Origin of the sequence: Citricoccus sp. SGAir0253 (genome assembly GCF_005877055.1) — a bacterium.
Classification (GTDB): Bacteria; Actinomycetota; Actinomycetes; order Actinomycetales; family Micrococcaceae; genus Citricoccus.
In genome coordinates, this window is sequence record NZ_CP039424.1 from 3,068,514 (window position 1) to 3,086,624 (window position 18,111).

Genomic DNA, 18,111 nt, shown 5'->3' on the forward strand with positions numbered 1-18,111 from the left:
CCATCCCGAGTCCCCGCCGGTCGGGTGGCCGACCGGCAATCAGTACCGGTCCAGCGTAGGGATGGCCTCTGTCACAGGGGAAAGACCGGTTGGATCAAGTTTAGGACGTTGCGCCTCTCAATGCGCTGGGAATGTGTACTTCACCTGCGTCATTGATGCGCGTACGGTGCACCAGGCCGCACATCCAGACCGCGCGGCTCCCAGAGGCCCTCGACGAAAGCGTGCGCGATGACCACGACGACCCCAGCCACGGAGACGGCGGACGCCCTCGACTCCGGCTCCCGACGCACCGGGTGGCTACTCGCCCTCGGCCCGGCCGCCGGGCTGGCGCTCGCCCTGGTGCTGCCGGCGTCGTTGTCCTTCGAGGGCCGCGCCGTGGCCGGCTGCGCCCTGTGGATGGCGATCTGGTGGATGACCGAGGCGGCCCCCATCCCCGTCACCTCGCTGCTGCCGCTCGTGCTGTTCCCGCTGTTCGGGATGGCGCCGATCAAGGACGTCGCCGCGCCCTACGCCGACTCGGTGGTGTTCCTGGTCCTGGGCGGCGTCATCCTGGGCCTGGCCACGGAGAGGTCCAACCTGCACCTGCGCGTGGCCCTGCTGACCATCCGGACGGTCGGCACGCGGCCCGCGCAGATCGCGTTCGGCCTGATGGCGGCCTCGGCCTTCATCTCCGCCTGGGTCTCCAACACCGCCACCGCGGTCATCATGGTGCCGATCGCCGTCTCCATCCTGCAGCTCGTGCGCTCCGTGGACCCCGAGGCCGCCGGGCGCAGGTTCGCCGCCTCGCTGCTGCTCGGCGTCGCCTACGGGGTCACCATCGGCTCGACCGCCACGCTCATCGGCCAGCCGCCCATGGCCCTCATGAAGGCCTACCTCGGCGAGGCCCACGGCATCGACCTGCAGTTCGGCCACTGGATGCTCGTGGGCGTGCCGTGGGCGCTCGTCATGCTGGGCGCGGCCTGGCTCGTGCTGACCCGCCTCGTCTTCCGCGCCGAGGTCGCGGAGATCCCGGGCGGCCGCGAGATGATCCGCGGTGAGCTGGCCCGGCTCGGCCGGATGACCACCCCGGAGCGCCGCGTGGGCCTTGTCTTCCTGCTCGCCATCTTCTGCTGGGTGGCGCTGCCGTTCATCGCCGACATCCCGGCCGTGGCCGGGGCCCTGCCGTTCCTCGGCGGCATCTCGGACACGCAGGTCGCCATGGCCGCCGCCATCGCCTGCTTCCTGGTCCCGGCGCAGAAGCGGTCCGAGGATCCGGCCGGGACGCCGCTGCTGCGCTGGTCGGCCGCTCGGGAGATCCCCTGGGGGCTCCTGCTGCTGTTCGGCGGCGGGCTGTCCCTGTCCGCCATGTTCACCGCCACCGGGTTCAGCGAGTGGCTGGGCGGCCAGGTCGGCGGACTGACGGGCGTGCCGGCCTGGCTGGTGCTGCTCGTGGTGGTCGTGGTCTGCCTGGCCCTGACCGAGCTGACCTCCAACACGGCCACCGCCGCCGCGTTCTTCCCGATCTTCGGCGCCGTCGCCGTGGGCCTGGGGATGGACCCGCTGCTCATGACGGTCGCCGTCACCCTGGCCGTGTGCTCCGCGTACATGCTGCCGGTGGCCACCCCCTCCAACGCCGTGGCCTTCGGTTCCGGCGAGGTGACGATCCGGCAGATGGTGCGGGCCGGCGTCTGGCTCAACCTCGTCTCGGTCGGACTGGTCATGCTGGTGATGTACACCCTCGTGCCCGCGGTGTTCGGCACCGGGCGCTGAGCCCCGCCCGGGCGTCAGCCGCCGGACGGGGACTCCGTCTCCAGCCGCTGGCAGTCGAGGGGACCGGGCTTCCGGGACACGTCCCCGGCCGGCCGCAGCCCCTTGTACTTCCGGCCCACGATGACGTCCACGGTGTCGTCCTCGCGCCGGTCCGGCAGGTACACGGCGCCCTCGATGTTCCGCTGCACGGCCAGGGAGGTGCCCCGCCCGCCCTTCCCGGAGACGACCACGGCCACCATGTTGGAGGTCGAGAAGCCCTTGTTGCCCACCCCGCCGATGACGAAGTCCCGCTCCTCGAGCGCGTTGGCCACGTCCCCGGCGAGCCCCCCGATGGACGTGCCGTTGTACACCGTCACCGTGGAGTCCAGCGCGTACTCCACCGTCCCCGCCGGGCACAGCAGGGGCTCGGGCGGCGGCGCCGCCTCCCAGCCGGGGATGGTCCACTCCCCGCGCAGCACCTGCCATGCGGTGACGGTCCCCGCCGCCACGAGCAGCGCCACGACGGTGAGCACGATCGCGTGCCACCAGTGCCGGCGCCGCCGGTCGCGTGCCAGGACGCGCGGGTCGACCGCCTCGAAGTAGTCGGTCAGGTCGTCCTCGGTGAAGATCCTCCGCCCCTCCTCGTCGTGCCGGGGGTCGGACCACTGCGGCTCCGGGCGCGGCGCCGGGCGGCCGTGACGGGGGTCGGCGGGGCGGTGAGGACTGGTCATGCGGTCCCCCTTCGGCGGCGGCGGGTGTGATCGTCGTTACAGCGTAGGCGAACCAGCCCCCCGTGACCGGTCATGACGCGTCACGCGCCCCGCCCCGGCACCCCCGTACAGTGGGGTCGTGCGCACCCTCCCGATCGCCGGCTTCCTCCTGGACGTGGACGGCCCCATCGCCTCCCCGGAGACCCGGCGCGTGCCCGGACCGATCCTCGAGGCCCTCGTGCGGCTGGCCGAGCGCGGGGACCCGGTGGTGTTCAACACCGGACGGTCCGCCGAGTTCGTGGTGCGCCAGCTCGCCGAGCCCCTGCGCGCCGCCGGGCTGCCCGCGGGGGCGCGCTTCCACGCGGTGTGCGAGAAGGGCGCCGTGCGCTTCTCCTTCGCGGACCTGCCCGACGGCGGCCTGCCGGATGCCGGCGACCGCGCCGCGGTGCCCGGCTGGCTCCGGGTGGACGAGGGCATGCGGGTGCCCGAGGACACGGAGGAGACGCTGGCCCGGCTCGTGCGCGAGGAGTTCGGCGCCACCATGTTCCACGACGACACGAAGCTGGCCATGTTCTCCGCGGAGATGAACGTGGGCGAGTCCCTCGAGCGCTACCAGCCGGAGCAGTCCCGGTTCGAGGACCGGGCCCGCGAGCGGCTGGACGCGGACGGCCTGGCGGACGAGTTCCGGGTGGACCCGACCATCATCTCCTCGGACGTCGAGCACCGCACGAGCGGCAAGGACCTCGGGGCGGCCCGGGCGTGGGACCTCGTGGCGGCGGACGGGGAGCTGCCCGTGCACTGGTACACCTGCGGGGACTCCCGCTCGGACTACGCCATGGCGGACTGGCTCCACGAGCGCGGCGCGGGAGTCACCCACGTGGACGCCCGCCCCGAGGACGGCGTCCCCGAGGTCCCCTACCCGGTGCTGACCAGCCGCGAGTTGGCCGCCGAGGGCTTCGGCCCGGCGGACGGCGTGCACGAGCAGACCGGCCGGGCGCTGCTGGAGTGGGCATTAAACATGAACGGGTCCGCCGGCTCCAGATCGTGACGATGTGACGTCACGGGGCGTAGCGCAGGGCAACCGGTCTTCCGGCCCGGCGGGCCGGCGTCGTTCACTGGTGCCATGACTTCTGCCCCCTCCGCCCCCGCGGCGGGTGACGCCGCCCTGGACATCCCCGTCCTGGACGTGTCCACCATGCGCGCCGCCGACGGTTCCTTCGCCCCGGAGTTCCTGGACCAGCTGCGCCACGCCGCCCACCACGTCGGCTTCTTCCAGATCGTCAACTACGGCGCGGCCGAGGGCCAGGTCGACGAGCTGTTCCGGGTGACGGCGGAGTTCTTCGCCCGCCCGGAGGAGGAGAAGCTGGCCCTGCACAACCAGAACTCCCCCCACTACCGGGGCTACTCGTCCGTGGGCGCCGAGCGCACCCAGGGCCGGCCGGACTCGCGCGAGCAGATCGACTTCTCCCCGGACCGCGAGCCCGTGCCCGCCGAGCGGATCCGCCCCGGCGAGGAGTACTGGTACCTGCAGGGCCCGAACCAGTGGCCCGCCGACATGCCCGAGCTCGAGCGCACGGCGATGGCCTGGACGGCGCTGATGGACCGGGTCGGCGAGGACCTGCTCAAGGCCCTGTGCGTGGCGATCGGCCTGGACGAGGACCACTTCGCCGAGCCGTTCTCCGGCGACCGCGCTTGGATGGCCAAGCTGGCCCACTACGTGGGCGGGGTCAAGGAGGCCGGCGCCCAGGGCGTGGGGCTGCACGCCGACTACGGCTTCATCACCCTGCTGCTGCAGGACATGGTGGGCGGCCTCGAGGTCCGCCCCTACGGCCAGGACGAGTGGCTGCCGGTGGAGCCGATCCACGGCGCGCTCGTGGTGAACCTGGGCGAGATGCTGGAGGTGGCCACCAACGGGTACCTCATGGCGACCATCCACCGCGTGATCGCCCCGGACGAGGGGGTGGACCGCTACGCGGTGCCGTTCTTCTACTCTCCGCGGCTGGACGCCGTGATCGAGCCGGTGGAGCTGCCGGCGGAGCTCGCCGCCCAGGCGCGCGGGGTCTCGGACGACCCGACGAACCCGATGCTGGCGTCCTTCGGCTCGAACATGCTCAAGGGCTTCGTCCGCGCCCACCCGAAGGTCACCGAGAGGTTCCACCCGGAGCTCGCGGGCCGGTAGGCGTTCCGGGGGGGTCGGCCGGCAGGGACCGTCCGACCCGGCGACCCCCGCGGCCCCTCAGAACTCGATGACCTGCCGGACGGCGAGGCCGTCGGCGAGCCGGTCCATGCCCTCGTTGACCTCCTCGAGCCCGATGGTGCCGGAGATCAGCCGCTCCAGCGGCAGCCGGCCGTCCCGCCAGAGCTGCTCGAACCTCGGGATGTCCCGGGACGGCACGGCCGAGCCGAGGTAGGAGCCCACGATGGTCCGGGCCTCCGCGGTCAGGACCAGGGGACTGATCCGGGCCAGGGCGTCCGGTGCGGGCAGCCCCACGGTGACGGTGGTGCCGCCCGGGGCCGTCAGCCGCACCGCGGTCTCGAAGGCCCGGGGGTGGCCGGCGGCCTCGACCACGGCGGGGGCCCGGACCCCCTCGTCCTCGGCCTGCTGGGGCGTGAGCGCCCGGTCCGCGCCGAGCTCCCGGGCCAGCTGCAGCTTCGGCTCCTGCTGGTCGACGGCCGTGACCGTCCCGGTGGTCAGGGCGCGCGCCACCAGCAGCGCGGCCATGCCGACGCCACCGAGGCCGACCACGACGATGTCGTCCGCCGGTCCGGGGCGCGCGGCGTTGATCACGGCACCCCCGCCGGTCAGCACGGCGCAGCCGAGCACCGCGGCGACGCCGGCCGGGACGTCCGCGCCGATCGGCACCACCGAGCGGCGGTCCACGACCGCATGGGTGGCGAAGCCGGACACGCCCAGGTGGTGGTGGACGTCCTCGGTTCCCCCCGCCCCAGCGTCCCGGTGCAGCCGGCGGCCTCCCCCGAGCAGTTCCCCCGCGGTGTTGGCGGCCGATCCCCGCGAGCACGGCAGCCGCCCGTCCGTGGCGCACTCGGCGCACTCGCCGCAGCGCGGCAGGAAGACCATGACCACCCGGTCCCCGGGGGCCAGGTCCGTCACCCCGGCGCCCACGGCCTCGACGGTCCCGGCCGACTCGTGCCCCAGGAGCATCGGGACCGGGCGCACGCGGTTGCCGTCCACCACCGACAGGTCGGAGTGGCACAGCCCGGCGGCCTCGATGCGCACCAGCAGCTCCCCCGGCCCCGGCGGGTCCAGGGTCAGCTCCTGCACCCGCAACGGGGTGGAGTCCGCATAGGGACGCTCCGCCCCGATGCGCTCCAGGACGGCACCGCGGATGGTGCGGGGCCCTGCGGGCGCCCCGGCCGGCGTCGTGCTCATCGGTCTCCGCCCTCCCCCGCGCCGCGGCCCGCCGCACGGCCGCCCGGTGCCCCGCCTGCGCCGCCGTCACCGCCAGTCGGGTCGAAGCCGTCCAGGACACCGTCCGGGGTGGCCAGCAGGGCCACGAGCGAGCAGTCCCGGTCCGCGTAGCCCTCGTCGATCAGTTCCTGCAGTTGCGAGGCGATCAGCCGGGCGGCGGGCAGGTGGACTCCCGTCTGCTCCCCGGCGGACAGCGCGAGGCCCACGTCCTTGGCCGCCAGGTCCACCCGGAAGGTGGCCCTGAAGTTGTCGTTGGCGGCCGCCGTCGGGATGATCCCCGGCACCGGGTACCAGGTCTGCTGGGACCAGGAGCGGCCCGAGGAGACGGAGACGATCTCCCAGAACACCTTGGGGTCGAGGCCGAGCCGGGCGGCCAGCTGGCTGCCCTCCGAGTTCGCCATGAGGGTGATGAACAGCATCATGTTGTTGCAGATCTTCGCCGCGATCCCGGCGGTCGGCCCGCCCGCGGCGATCACCTTCCCGGCCATGGGCCGCACCAGCTCGGTGGCGCGCTCCACCGCCTCCGGCTCGCCGCCGAGCATGAAGGCCAGGGTCGCCTCGGCCGCCCCCGAGATGCCGCCGGAGACCGGGGTGTCGGCGAAGGCGAAGCCGTGGGCGGCGGACTGCTCGTGGCACCACCGGCTGGTCTCGATGTCCACGGTGGAGGAGTCGCACAGCAGGGCCTCGCGCGGGGCGTTTGCCCAGATCCCGTCCGGCCCGTCGAACACCGCGCGCACGTGCTCGCCCTTGGGCAGCATGGTGAAGACGGCCTCGGCGTCCCGGACGGCCTCGGCCACGGAGCCGGCCACGTGCACCCCGGCGGCGGCCGCGGCTGCGGCCGCCCCCTCGTCGAGGTCGACGCCCCGGACCTCGTGCCCGGCGGCGACGAGGTTGGCGGTCATCGGCCCGCCCATGTTGCCCAGTCCGATCCATGCGTAACGCGTCATCACTGCTCCCCCGTCTGGTGGTGTGGTCCTCCCGCGGCACCCCGCGGTGTCGCCCCGCGCGGCGCCACGGGTCCGTGCCGCGGGCCCGTGCCGCGACGTCCGTCCGGCCAGCATGGCCGGTCGGCGCCCACGGGGGAAGGGGCGGCCGGGCGCGGACGCCGGGACACCCCCTCCCCCGCCGTGGTCAGTCCCCGGCGGCCAGGCGCTGCCGGTCCACGTCGTCCAGCTCGTGCAGGGACGAGCCGACCGTCTCCCGGGCGACCGCCACGGCGATCAGCGTGATGACGGCCGCGATGGCGATGTAGATCGACACGGGCACCGAGCTGCCGAAGTTGCGCAGCAGCGTGGTGGCGATGATGGGCGCGAGCGAGCCGGCCACGATCGAGGTCACCTGGTAGCCCAGCGAGACGCCCGAGTACCGCATGCGGGTGGGGAACATCTCGGACATGATGGCCGGCTGCCCGGCGTACATCAGGGCGTGCACGATCAGCCCCGCGATGATGGTGCCGAGGATGATCCACTCGTTCGCCGTGTTGAACAGGGCGAAGGCCGCGAAGCCCCACACGATCATCAGCCCGGCCCCGATGGCGTACGGCAGGCGGCGGCCGACCCGGTCGCTCAGCCGGCCGACGAGCGGCACCACGATGAAGTGGATGACGTGGGCCACCAGCAGCAGGCGCAGGATGGTGGAGGTGTCCATCTTCAGCTGGGTGCTCAGGTAGGTGATGGAGAAGGTCACGACCATGTAGTAGAGGATGTTCTCGCCGAAGCGCAGGCCCATGGCGGTGAACACGCCGCGGGGGTAGCGCTTGAGGACCTCCACGACGCCGTAGCCGGCCTTCGCGTTCTCCTCCAGCTCGGCCCTGGCCTCCTGGAAGATCGGCGCGTCCGTGACCTTGGTGCGGATGTAGTACCCGACGGCGACGATGACCACGGAGAGCCAGAACGCGATGCGCCAGCCCCACGCCAGGAAGTCCTCGGCGGAGAGCACCCCGTTGAGCACGAGCAGGACGACGGTGGCCAGCAGGTTGCCCATCGGCACCGCCGCCTGCGGCCACGACGCCCAGAAGCCGCGCTCGCGGTCCGGGGAGTGCTCGGAGACCAGCAGGACGGCCCCGCCCCACTCGCCGCCGACGGCGAAGCCCTGGAAGAACCGCAGGATCACGAGCAGGATCGGCGCGGCGTAGCCGATCGCGTCGAAGGTGGGCAGGCAGCCCATCAGGAAGGTGGTGACGCCCACCAGGATGATGGCCAGCTGCAGCAGGTGCTTGCGGCCGTACTTGTCCCCGAAGTGGCCGAAGACGATGCCGCCGATCGGACGGGCGACGAAGCCCACGGCGTAGGTGAGGAACGCGTTGATGATGGCGTCCAGCTCGTTGCCGCCGGCGGGGAAGAAGATCTTGTTGAAGACGATGGTCGCGGCGGTGGCGTAGAGGAAGAACTCGTACCACTCGACGACGGTGCCCGCCATCGAGGCGGTGACGACCCGTCGCAGGTTCTTGCGGTCGAGGTGGTGGGTGGAGGGATCGTCGGTCACGGCGCCCATGCAGGTGCTCCTTCGTCCGGGTGGCCGGTGGCCACGCCCGAGGAATGTGATGGAAGCCACAGCGTAGGTCATTGGGACGCCAGATGAAAGGGTGTTCAGGTCGCCGGGGGGCGGACACGCAGAAGCGCCCCGACCGGGTGACCGGTCGGGGCGCTTCGTCCTGGCGGAGGATGGGGGATTTGAACCCCCGAGGGCGTTAACCCAACACGCGTTCCAGGCGTGCGCCATAGGCCGCTAGGCGAATCCTCCTCAGTCGCTCCGGCGGGCCGCGCGGGGCGTCCGACGCAAGAGCAGGCTCCATCGTACCCGACGTCCCGGTCCGGGGGCCAATCGGGCCCCGGAGGCCCCTCCGGGACCGCCCACCGGCCGCCCCGCCGGCCACCCGGCACGCGCCGGGCGAACACCCGGCATGCGCGGGACCCCGGCTCACTGCTACCATGGACGACGGCCCCTCACGTGGTGTCATCTCGCTGAACTCCCCCAGGACCGGAAGGTAGCAAGGGTAGGTGGGCTCTGGCAGGTGCGTGGGGGGTCTTCAACGTCTTCCGACCTTTCCCCTGGCCGACCCGGCCTCCCGGGAGGACCCATGCCCGCCGGCCGCTACGCCCCCAGCCCCTCCGGACCGCTGCACCTGGGCAACCTCCGCACCGCCGTCCTGGCCTGGCTCTTCGCCCGCCACACCGGCCGGGGGTTCCTGCTGCGGATCGAGGACCTGGACCGCGTGCGCTCCGGCGCCGAGGAGCTCCAGCTCGCCGACCTGCGGGCCATCGGCCTGGACTGGGACGGCACCCCCGTCCGGCAGTCCGAGCGCCTGGACCGCTACGAGCGGGCGGTGGCCGCGCTCGCCGCGGACGGCCTGGCCTACGAGTGCTTCTGCTCGCGCAAGGACATCGCCGAGGCCACGAGCGCCCCGCACCCCGCGGGGCCGCCGTCGGGAGCCCCCGGGGTCCTGCTGCCGCCGGGGGCCTACCCCGGGACCTGCCGGCGGCTGTCCGAGGCCGAGCGCGCCCGCCGGCGCCGGGAGCGTCCCGCGGCCCTGCGGATCGACGCCGCCGCGGCCGCCGGGCTGCCGGACGGCACGGCTCCCCTCCACGCCATCACGGACGTGCTGCACGGGGAGGTCACGGCCGCCGTGGACGACTTCGTGCTGCGCCGCAACGACGGCGCCTTCGCCTACAACCTGGCGGTCGTGGTGGACGACGTGGCCCAGGGGGTGGACCAGGTGGTGCGCGGCGACGACCTGCTGTCCTCCGCGCCCCGGCAGGACTGGCTGGCCCGGCTGCTCGCGCCCCGCACGGGCGCCGCCGTCCCGGGCACCGAGTACGTGCACGTCCCGCTCGTGCTCTCCCCGGCGGGCCGGCGCCTGGCCAAGCGGGACGGGGCGGTCACGCTGTCGGACCTGGCGGCCCTGCCGGCGGGGGCGCCCGGCGTCCCCGACGGCGGCTGGACGCCCGCACGCGTCCGGGACCTGTTGCTGGACTCGCTCGGGCTGCCCCCGGGAGACCTTCGTCACGCCCTGGCGCACTTCGCCCCGGACACCGTGCCGCGCACGCCGTGGACTCCTCCACACGCCCTCACCCACCCTGCGGAGCAGGCCCCGGAACGGATAAGGTTTCCTAGGTGACCACCGCCCTGTACCGCCGCTATCGTCCCGACTCCTTCGAGGACGTCATCGGCCAGGAACACGTCACCGTGCCGCTGATGACCGCCCTGTCCAAGGACCGGGTCAACCACGCCTACCTGTTCTCCGGCCCGCGCGGCTGCGGCAAGACCACCTCCGCCCGCGTCCTGGCCCGCTGCCTGAACTGCGCCGAGGGGCCCACCCCGAACCCGTGCGGGGTGTGCGAGTCCTGCCGCGAGCTGGCCACGGGCGGCCCGGGGGCGCTGGACGTCATCGAGATCGACGCCGCCAGCCACGGCGGCGTGGACGACGCCCGCGACCTGCGCGAGCGGGCCACCTTCGCCCCCGTGCGGGACCGCTACAAGATCTTCATCATCGACGAGGCCCACATGGTCACCTCGGCCGGGTTCAACGCCCTGCTGAAGATCGTGGAGGAGCCCCCGCCGCACATCAAGTTCATCTTCGCCACCACGGAGCCGGACAAGGTGATCGGGACCATCCGCTCCCGCACGCACCACTACCCCTTCCGCCTCGTGCCGCCCGAGCCGCTCATGGAGTACCTCGAGCGGCTGTGCGTCCAGGAGGGCGTGGACGTGGAGCCCGGCGTGCTCTCCCTCGTGATCCGCTCCGGCGGCGGCTCGGTCCGGGACACCCTGTCCGTGCTGGACCAGCTGATGGCCGGGGCCGCCGAGGGGCGCATCGGCTACGACCTCGCCGTGAACCTGCTCGGCTACACCCCGGGCGCCCTGCTGGACGACGTGGTGGACGCCGTGGCGGCCGCCGACTCCCAGACGGTGTTCCGCGTGGTGGACCGCGTGGTGCAGTCCGGCCAGGACCCGCGCCGGTTCGTGGAGGACCTGCTCGAGCGCTTCCGCGACCTCGTCATCGTCAAGGCCATGCCGGACTCCGCCTCCTCCGTGCTGCACGGCATGCCCGAGGACCAGGTCCGCCGCCTCGAGGCGCAGGCCGCCCAGCTCGGCGCCGGGGAGATCTCCCGCGCGGCGGACATCACCAACCACGCGCTGACGGAGATGGTCGGCGCCACCAGCCCCCGGCTGCACCTCGAGCTGCTGATGGCCCGGCTGATGCTGCCGTCCTCGGACGTCACCGAGCGCGGCCTGGCCGCGCGGCTGGACCGGATCGAGCGCCGGCTCGCCTACGGCGGGGCCCCCGAGGCTCCCGACGGCGGCGCCCCCGCCCAGCCCGGCCCTTCCGGCGGGGCCGGGGCGCCCCCGGCGACGCCGGGCGCCGACTCCCCGCGGCCCGGCGACGCCGCGGCCGGCGGGGACGCGCCGTCCGCCCCGGGCGGCCTGAGCGGTGCGGCCCTGGCCCGGGCGGCGATGCGGCGCGGCGAGGCCTCGGCCGCCTCGCCCTCCCAGGCCGGTGCGGAGCCGTCCCCCGCGCCGGCGGCATCGCCGGCGGCCGAGGTCCCCGCCTCCCCCGCCCGTCCGCAGGCCGCCGCGCCCTCGCCCGACTGGGGCGGCGGCTGGGGCATCATGCCGGAACCGGCCCGGCCCGCGCCGTCCCCCTCGGCCACCGCGGAGCCCGGGCACGCCCCGTCCACGCCGGAGCCCTCCGGGGCGGAGCAATCCGCGGCGGGGCCGTCGCAGGCCGCGTCCGCACCCGAGCCGTCCGCCGCGGCTCCCTCGCGACCGGAGGCCCCGCGGCCCGGATCGGCGCCCCAGGACGGCGCCGCCGCGGCCGACCGGGGTGGACCGCTCGCGTCCGGCCGTCCGGGGCAGGAACCGCCGGCCGGCCGGGCGCAGGCCTCCCAGTCGGGGGCTCCCACCTCGCAGGTGGAGATGATCCGGCGCGCCTGGCCCGAGATCCTGGCCTACCTCGAGGAGCACTCGCGGCTGGTGTGGATGGTCGTCTCGCAGAACGCCTCGGTGGCCGGGTTCGACGGCCAGCTGCTGACGATCGGCTTCTCCTCGGACAGCCCGCGGGACACCGTCCAGCGCCGCCGGGGCGACCAGGTCATCGCCGAGGCGGTCAACGCCGTGCTCGGCATCCAGCCGCGGCTCGACCTCATCACCGGGGGGTCCGCTCCGGCGGGTGGTCCCGGCCCAAAAGCTGAGGGCCGCCCCACCCCGGCGGCCCCCCGACCGGAACCGACGGCGGACGCCCCGGCCCGCCCGGCCCCCGCGCCGTCCGGCGCTCCGGCCGGATTGGCGCCGGGCGGTCCGGACGCGTCCCCCGCGGTGCCCCCACCACGGGACGGCGGCCCGGCCCCGGCGCTGACCGCCCCCGGCGGCGACGCCGGCGCGGCCTCACGCCCCGTCCGTCCCGGCGAACCGGGGCGCCCCACCCCGTCCTCCACCGCCCCCGGGCGCGTCGCCGAGGCCTCGCCGTCCGCGACGCCCGCGGCGCCGTCACGAGGTTCCCAGGCCTCGGCCGCCCCGTCCGCGCGGACGGCCGAGGACACCCCCGAGGACGACGGCCCGGGTTCGGAGCCGGTCGTCGAGGGGGCGACCGGGCCGGGCACCCCGCCGCCGCCGGAGGACCTGGGCGCCGACGACGTCCCGGTCTCCGACTGGTATGGCGAGGAGCCGCACGACGACGAGTTCCCGCCGCCGCCCGAGGACGACGAGGACGAGCCCGCCGACGCCGGCGTGGCTGCCCGCCCCTGGGGCCAGTGGGCGGTCCCGGGCCGCGAGCCCGGCTCCGTGGGCATCCCCCGCCCCGAGCCGGGCCAGGGCGGCATCCCGGCCTTCGCGCGTCCGGAGGCCGAGCTGCTGGCGGAGTTCGAGGCCCGCCGCGCGGGGCGGGGCTCGGGCCCGTCGGCGGCCAGCGCCCCCGACGCCGGCTCCCCCGCGGCCCCGGACCCCTCGGGCACCCCGCACCACCGGCGGGCCAGCCGGTTCCAGCAGATGATGGAGCAGTACCAGCGCACCCAGGAGGGCGGCCGGCCGCCCGTCCCCGGCGAGCCGTCGCACGCGTCCGGCCCCGCCGGGCCGGGGCCGGACAGTCCCGGGGCACCCGGGCCGGGCGGGCCGTCGTCGGGCCCCGGGACCGGGTCCGCCGCCGCGGGCCCCGGTGGCACCGGGCGTCCGGGCGGGTCCGTAGACTGGACCGACGACGTCCCGAGCGAGGACGACGTCACCATCGAGGAGTCCGGCATGGCCGGGCGCAAGGTGGTCGAGCGGTTGCTCGGCGCCCGCCTCGTGGAGGAGCGGATGCTGGACGGAAGCCCCCTGTCCTGATCCGGAGGCCACCGGGACGACCCGTCCCGGCCCGGCGCAGGGGGCACGGATCCAACGCGGAAAGTGGTCGGTAGCGTGTACGAAGGTGCGGTCCAGGACCTGATCGACGAGCTCGGGCGGCTGCCCGGCATCGGTCCCAAGTCCGCCCAGCGGATCGCCTTCCACATCCTGGAGGCGGACGCCGAGGACATGCTGCGGCTCGCCGAGGCGATCCGCACGGTCAAGGACCGGGTCAAGCTCTGCTCGATCTGCTTCAACGTCTCCGAGCAGGAGACGTGCTCGATCTGCCGCGACGAGCGCCGCGACGCCTCCCAGGTCTGCGTGGTCGAGGAGTCCAAGGACGTCATGGCGATCGAGCGCACCCGCACCTACCGCGGCCGGTACCACGTGCTCGGCGGCTCCATCAACCCGATCGCGGGCATCGGCCCGGACCAGCTGCACATCCGGGAGCTGCTGACCCGGCTGCAGGACCCGGCCATCGAGGAGGTCATCCTCGCCACCGACCCTAACCTCGAGGGCGAGGCCACGGCCACCTACCTGTCCCGCATGCTCGGCTCCACGGGCCTGAAGGTCACCCGGCTGGCCTCGGGCCTGCCGGTGGGCGGGGACCTCGAGTACGCCGACGAGGTGACGCTCGGGCGGGCCTTCGAGGGCCGCCGCGCCGTGGGCTGAGCCCGTCCCCGACGGGCCAGGGTCCGACGGGCGCACGTGGTGATCGAGTAGCCGACCGGGTGGCGTCAGCCGGATCGTCCTCCTAGCGTCGGCGAGGTCGTCCCCCGCACCGAAGGAGCCCGCCCGCATGCCCCGCCCCCGTCCCGCCGCCCTGTCCGCCACCCTCCTGGCCACGGGATCCCTCCTGCTGCTGACCGGGTGCGCGGCCGGCGCGCCCCCGGGCCCGGCGAGCGCGGCGGCGAGCCAGGGCTCCTCGGCGTCGGATCCCGCACCGGCCCCCACCTCGGGATCCCCGTCGCACTCGGCGCCCGCCGCCGCCCCGGAGCTGCCGGACGTGGTGATCACCGACGACTACTTCGCCGACCTCGAGCGGTACTGGCCGGGCGAGGACGGCATCGACACCGACCTGGCCGTGCGCATGATCGAGGACGTCTGCGACACCGCACTGGAGGGCGATGCCGTGGGCGGTGGCGCCGGCTTCGCCGAGGGGGTGCGCCGGCACGGCCTGCAGGGGGACGTCCACTGGGCGTTGCCGCTCGTGGTCGCCGAGCACCACTGCCCGGACCGCGTGGCCGCCGTCGGCCTGGTCCAGCGGACCGTCGAGGAGGGCGCGTCCACCTAGGTCAGGCCACGCGCGTGCCGCGCGGCAGGCGCGTGGCCGGGGCGACGAGGCGCTGGCGCGCCCACGCGAACAGCCCGGCGACCACCGCCAGCTGCAACCCCAGTCCCAGGGGCCACACGGGGGTCCCCTGCCAGGCCTCCTCCCGCCCGGCGTCGGCCGGCTCGCCGTGGGCGCACGGTACGCCCATCTCCGGCGGCCGCTGGAGGTGCCGCACGCCGAAGGAGATGCTCGTCATCACCCCGTCCGGAGCCCACGTGTCCTCGTCCCCCGGATCGAACGGGACCGCCTCGGGCGTCGGCACGGCGTCCGAGACCACCACGAAGGGATTGGCCGCGAGCAGCCAGTACGTGGAGCGGGTGTCCAGCGCCGGCACCGGCTGCAGCCGCCCGTAGCACCGCACGGGGCCCGCCTCCAGCAGGTCGGCGGCGGTGCTCCACTCGGGGATGTTCGCCGGGACCGTCGCGTGCGTCAGCGGCGCCGCGAGGGCGAACGCGACCACGGTGCCCAGGGAGGACAGCGCCACCAGCAGGTAGGTGGTCACCACGGCGAACAGGGTGCGGGACGCGACGGCGGACAGGGTGGTGCCGAGCGCGCACACCACGCCCAGCTCCACGGCGACCATCACCCCGAGGACCACGAGGCCGCCCAGGTCCAGGCCGCCGGCCACGAGGGAGACGACGACGTACGGCAGGGCCACCAGCAGGAAGGCCAGGGCCACGGCCCACGAGGCGAGCCACTTGCCCACGAGCAGCTGCGCGGGGGTCAGCAGGGTCACCTGGACGACGGCCAGCGTGCCGCCGGCCCGGTCCCCGCTGATCCCGCTGGCGGACACGGCCGGGGCCACGAGCAGCCCGAAGCCCAGCACGAAGCCGACCACGGCCTCGAAGACGAACCGGCCCGCCCCGCCGCCGATCCCCTCCATCCCGGACAGGACGTTGTAGCTGGCGAAGGCCGCCCACGTCACCAGGCCGATGACGACGAACCAGGCCCCCAGCAGCACGTACCAGCTGCGGGTGCGCAGCCGCTGCCGCAGGTCCATCCGGACCACGGTGGCCAGCGCGCGGCCCCAGCCCAGGCGCTCGGCCGGGCGCACGCCCGCGGCCGTCTCCGGCCCCGTCATGGCCCGCCCCTCCTCCCGGCACTCCCGGGACCCGCCCTCCCGGGGCGCGCGCCCCCCGGGCCCGGGGCCCCGGGGTGCCCGGGTCCGGCACCCGTGGACCGCAGCCGGTCCAGTTCCCGGTACGCCGTCTCGAGCCGCGAGGCCTCCGGGGTGAAGGCGACGACGGGCACCCCCTCGGCCACGAGCGTGGCGAGCAGCTCCGCGGCCTCGGCGGCGGAGTCGACCTCCACGCTCACGGAGTCCTGCCGCGGCCCCGGCTGGCGGTGGTAGGCCATCGAGTAGCGCTCGAGCGTGGCCAGCAGCGCCGCGACGTCCAGCGCCGTGATGAGGTATCGGCCCCCGGCCACGCCATCCCCGGCCAGCTCCTCCACGCGCACCGTGCGCCCGTCCTGGACGAACACCGCCAGGTCCGCCATCTCCTCCAGCTCGGCCAGCACGTGGGAGGAGACCAGGATGGTCTTGCCCGCCGCCGCCATCTGCCGCAGGTCGTCCCGCAGCCGGATCCTCGAGCCCGGGTCCAGCCCCGAGGCGGGCTCGTCCAGCAGCAGGACCTGGGGATCGTGGATGACGGCCCGCGCCAGGGAGAGCCGCTGCTGCTGGCCACGCGAGAGCACCCGGGCCGGCTGGTCCGCCAGCACGGTCAGCTGCTGCCACTCGAGCAGCTCGGCGGCCCGCGAGCGCAGGGCGCCCCGGTCCATCCCGTAGAGCAGGCCCATGGACTCGAGGATCTCCCGGGCCGTCAGCGCCTCCCACACCCCCAGGGTGTCCGGCATCCAGCCCGTCCTCCGGCGCACCGCCCCGGGGGCCAGGACCGGGTCCTCGCCGGCGACCAGGACGGAGCCGTCGTCGGGCCGCAGCAGGGAGGCGAGCACGAGCAGCAGGGTGGTCTTGCCGGATCCGTTGGGCCCCACGAGGGCCGTGATGGTGCCGGCCGGGACCATGAGGTCCACGCCCTGCAGCGCCCGGACGGCCCCGAAGCTGCGCACGACCCCCCGGGCCGAGATGCCCGGCGGCGCCCCGTCGGGCGGCCGCCAGTCCCCCGTCGGCAGCCCGTCCCGCGGGGACGGCCCGTCCGCCGGCGGCGGCCCCGCTCCGGCGGGCCCGCCTGGAGACGTCATGGGACCATGGTCCGCCACGGCGCCACCGGCGGCAAGGACACATCCGGGCCGGGAGCGCGCCGATGCCTAGACTGCACCGGGTGAGCCCCCTGCCCGGTGACGACGCCGCCGCCCCCGACGACGACCACCGCGAGGGCGGGCCCGGCGGCACCGACCGGCCCCCGCGGGACCGGCGGCTGTGGAGCCGCGACTTCGTGCTGGCGATGGTCGTGCAGCTCGGCGTCGCCCTGGTGTTCATGACGCTGATGACGTACATGGCGCTGTACGCCGGGGAGCGGTTCGGCGCGCGGGACGTCGCGGCCGGCTTCGCCGCGAGCGCGTTCATCCTGGGCTCGGCACTGGCGCGGATCGTGCTCGGCAAGTACCTGGACGTCATCGGCCGCAAGCGCCTGCTCGTGTCCGCCCTGCTGGTGTACGTCGCCTGTTCCGCGCTCTACCCCCTGGCCGGTGCCTACGGGGTGCTCGTGGCCCTGCGCGTGGTGCAGGGGGCCGCGTTCGGCGCGGCCACCACCGCCGTGACGGCCGGCGTGCTGCAGATGGTCCCGCCCTCCCGGCGCGGGGAGGGGATGGGGTACTTCCTCACGGCCTCGACGGTCGCCAACGGCGTGGGCCCACTGCTGGCGGTGCAGCTGTCCACCGCCCACGGGCCCGCCCCGGTCTTCCTGCTCGTGCTCGGCGCGTCGGTGCTCGCCCTGGGGGCCGCCGTCGTCCTGCGGGTCCCCGAGCTCGCCGGCGGGCCGCCACCCCACGCCCGCCGGTTCCGCCTCCGGCCCGGGGACGTCCTGGACCCGGACGCGCTGCCGGTGGCGCTCGTCATCCTCATCGTCTCCTTCGGCTACGCGGGGATCGCCACGTACTCCACCCCGTTCCTGCTCCAGGCGGGGCTGGGCACCGCGGCCTCGCTGTTCTTCGTGGCCCTGGCCACGGGGATGCTGACCGTGCGCCTGTTCTCCGGCCGGCTGCAGGACCGCCGCGGGCCCAACGCGGTGATCCTGCCCCTCGGTGCGCTCTTCACGGTGGCGCTGGTCCTGCTCGGGGTGGCCACCGAGCCCTGGCTCGTCATCACGGCGGGGCTGCTGGCGGGGCTCGGCTACGGCGGGGCCAGCCCCACCCTCCAGGTCGTGGCCGCCACCCGGGCGCGGCCCGAGCGCCTCGGGATCGCCACCTCCACCCACTACCTGCTGCTGGACACCAGCATCGCCTTCGGCCCCGTCGTGTTCGGCGCGCTCATCCCCCTCATCGGCTACCGCGGGCACTTCCTGGTGCTCGCCGCCACCGTGCTGGCCGGCGTGGTGCTCTACTGGTTCGTTCACGGGCGGGGCCACCACGGCGGGCGCCCGTAGACTGGAGCGCAGTCCACTGAAGGCCCGCACGGCGTGCGGGCCCCGTCCGAC

Annotated in this window: 14 protein-coding genes, 1 tRNA gene and 1 other RNA gene; 9 read left to right on the forward strand and 7 right to left on the reverse strand. The window is 74.9% G+C overall.

Features of this window, described 5'->3' with window-relative positions; genetic code table 11:
- The first annotated feature begins 228 nt into the window (after window positions 1-228).
- The gene (locus tag E7744_RS13400) at window positions 229-1,749 is read left to right on the forward strand and encodes a DASS family sodium-coupled anion symporter (protein ID WP_137774551.1); all 1,521 of its coding nucleotides are present in this window, start codon (window positions 229-231) and stop codon (window positions 1,747-1,749) included.
- Window positions 1,750-1,763: 14 nt separating this feature from the next.
- On the opposite strand, the gene E7744_RS13405 is transcribed toward E7744_RS13400, so the two are convergent.
- The gene (locus E7744_RS13405) at window positions 1,764-2,459 is read right to left on the reverse strand and encodes a LytR C-terminal domain-containing protein (protein ID WP_137774552.1); all 696 of its coding nucleotides are present in this window, start codon (window positions 2,457-2,459) and stop codon (window positions 1,764-1,766) included.
- Window positions 2,460-2,577: 118 nt separating this feature from the next.
- Between E7744_RS13405 and E7744_RS13410 the strand changes: the two genes are divergently transcribed.
- Window positions 2,578-3,486, forward strand: coding sequence for a haloacid dehalogenase (locus E7744_RS13410; protein WP_137774553.1), 909 nt, complete (start codon window positions 2,578-2,580; stop codon window positions 3,484-3,486).
- A gap of 75 nt (window positions 3,487-3,561) precedes the next feature.
- Window positions 3,562-4,617 carry an isopenicillin N synthase family oxygenase gene (locus E7744_RS13415; RefSeq protein WP_137774554.1) on the forward strand — a complete coding sequence of 352 codons (1,056 nt, stop codon included), beginning with the start codon at window positions 3,562-3,564 and terminating at the stop codon, window positions 4,615-4,617.
- Between the two features lie 57 nt (window positions 4,618-4,674).
- On the opposite strand, the gene E7744_RS13420 is transcribed toward E7744_RS13415, so the two are convergent.
- From E7744_RS13420 to E7744_RS13435, 4 genes are all read right to left on the reverse strand, one after another.
- Window positions 4,675-5,829: an alcohol dehydrogenase catalytic domain-containing protein gene (locus E7744_RS13420; protein WP_137774555.1), complete on the reverse strand. Its 1,155-nt coding sequence runs from the start codon at window positions 5,827-5,829 to the stop codon at window positions 4,675-4,677.
- Window positions 5,826-6,815, reverse strand: coding sequence for an NAD(P)-dependent oxidoreductase (locus E7744_RS13425; protein WP_210417122.1), 990 nt, complete (start codon window positions 6,813-6,815; stop codon window positions 5,826-5,828). The genes E7744_RS13420 and E7744_RS13425 overlap by 4 nt, the downstream gene beginning before the upstream one ends.
- Before the next feature lie 184 nt (window positions 6,816-6,999).
- Window positions 7,000-8,361: an MFS transporter gene (locus E7744_RS13430; RefSeq protein ID WP_137774556.1), complete on the reverse strand. Its 1,362-nt coding sequence runs from the start codon at window positions 8,359-8,361 to the stop codon at window positions 7,000-7,002.
- 161 nt (window positions 8,362-8,522) lie between these two features.
- A tRNA-Ser gene (locus E7744_RS13435) sits at window positions 8,523-8,610 on the reverse strand.
- Window positions 8,611-8,804: 194 nt separating this feature from the next.
- On the opposite strand from E7744_RS13435, the gene ffs reads away from it, so the two are divergent.
- The 5 genes from ffs to E7744_RS13460 all read left to right on the forward strand — a co-directional run bounded on the left by ffs (window position 8,805) and on the right by E7744_RS13460 (window position 14,479).
- Window positions 8,805-8,901: signal recognition particle sRNA small type (gene ffs, locus E7744_RS13440), an RNA gene on the forward strand.
- Window positions 8,902-8,947: 46 nt separating this feature from the next.
- Complete coding sequence (gene gluQRS / locus E7744_RS13445) at window positions 8,948-9,985, forward strand: tRNA glutamyl-Q(34) synthetase GluQRS (RefSeq protein WP_137774557.1); 1,038 nt, start codon at window positions 8,948-8,950, stop codon at window positions 9,983-9,985.
- On the forward strand, window positions 9,982-13,185 hold the full coding sequence (locus E7744_RS13450; protein WP_137774558.1) for a DNA polymerase III subunit gamma and tau: 3,204 nt from the start codon (window positions 9,982-9,984) through the stop codon (window positions 13,183-13,185). The genes gluQRS and E7744_RS13450 overlap by 4 nt, the downstream gene beginning before the upstream one ends.
- A 75-nt stretch (window positions 13,186-13,260) precedes the next feature.
- Entirely contained in the window at window positions 13,261-13,857 is a 597-nt protein-coding gene (recR, locus tag E7744_RS13455; RefSeq protein WP_137774559.1) for a recombination mediator RecR, read from the forward strand.
- A gap of 127 nt (window positions 13,858-13,984) precedes the next feature.
- Window positions 13,985-14,479 carry a hypothetical protein gene (locus E7744_RS13460; RefSeq protein ID WP_137774560.1) on the forward strand — a complete coding sequence of 165 codons (495 nt, stop codon included), beginning with the start codon at window positions 13,985-13,987 and terminating at the stop codon, window positions 14,477-14,479.
- A 1-nt stretch (window position 14,480) separates the two neighbouring features.
- On the opposite strand, the gene E7744_RS13465 is transcribed toward E7744_RS13460, so the two are convergent.
- Both E7744_RS13465 and E7744_RS13470 read right to left on the reverse strand, forming a co-directional pair.
- Window positions 14,481-15,599 carry an ABC transporter permease gene (locus E7744_RS13465; RefSeq protein WP_137774561.1) on the reverse strand — a complete coding sequence of 373 codons (1,119 nt, stop codon included), beginning with the start codon at window positions 15,597-15,599 and terminating at the stop codon, window positions 14,481-14,483.
- Window positions 15,596-16,717 carry an ABC transporter ATP-binding protein gene (locus tag E7744_RS13470; RefSeq protein ID WP_137774562.1) on the reverse strand — a complete coding sequence of 374 codons (1,122 nt, stop codon included), beginning with the start codon at window positions 16,715-16,717 and terminating at the stop codon, window positions 15,596-15,598. The genes E7744_RS13465 and E7744_RS13470 overlap by 4 nt, the downstream gene beginning before the upstream one ends.
- Window positions 16,718-16,797: 80 nt before the next feature.
- Between E7744_RS13470 and E7744_RS13475 the strand changes: the two genes are divergently transcribed.
- Complete coding sequence (locus E7744_RS13475) at window positions 16,798-18,060, forward strand: MFS transporter (protein WP_168199827.1); 1,263 nt, start codon at window positions 16,798-16,800, stop codon at window positions 18,058-18,060.
- Window positions 18,061-18,111: the final 51 nt, after the last annotated feature.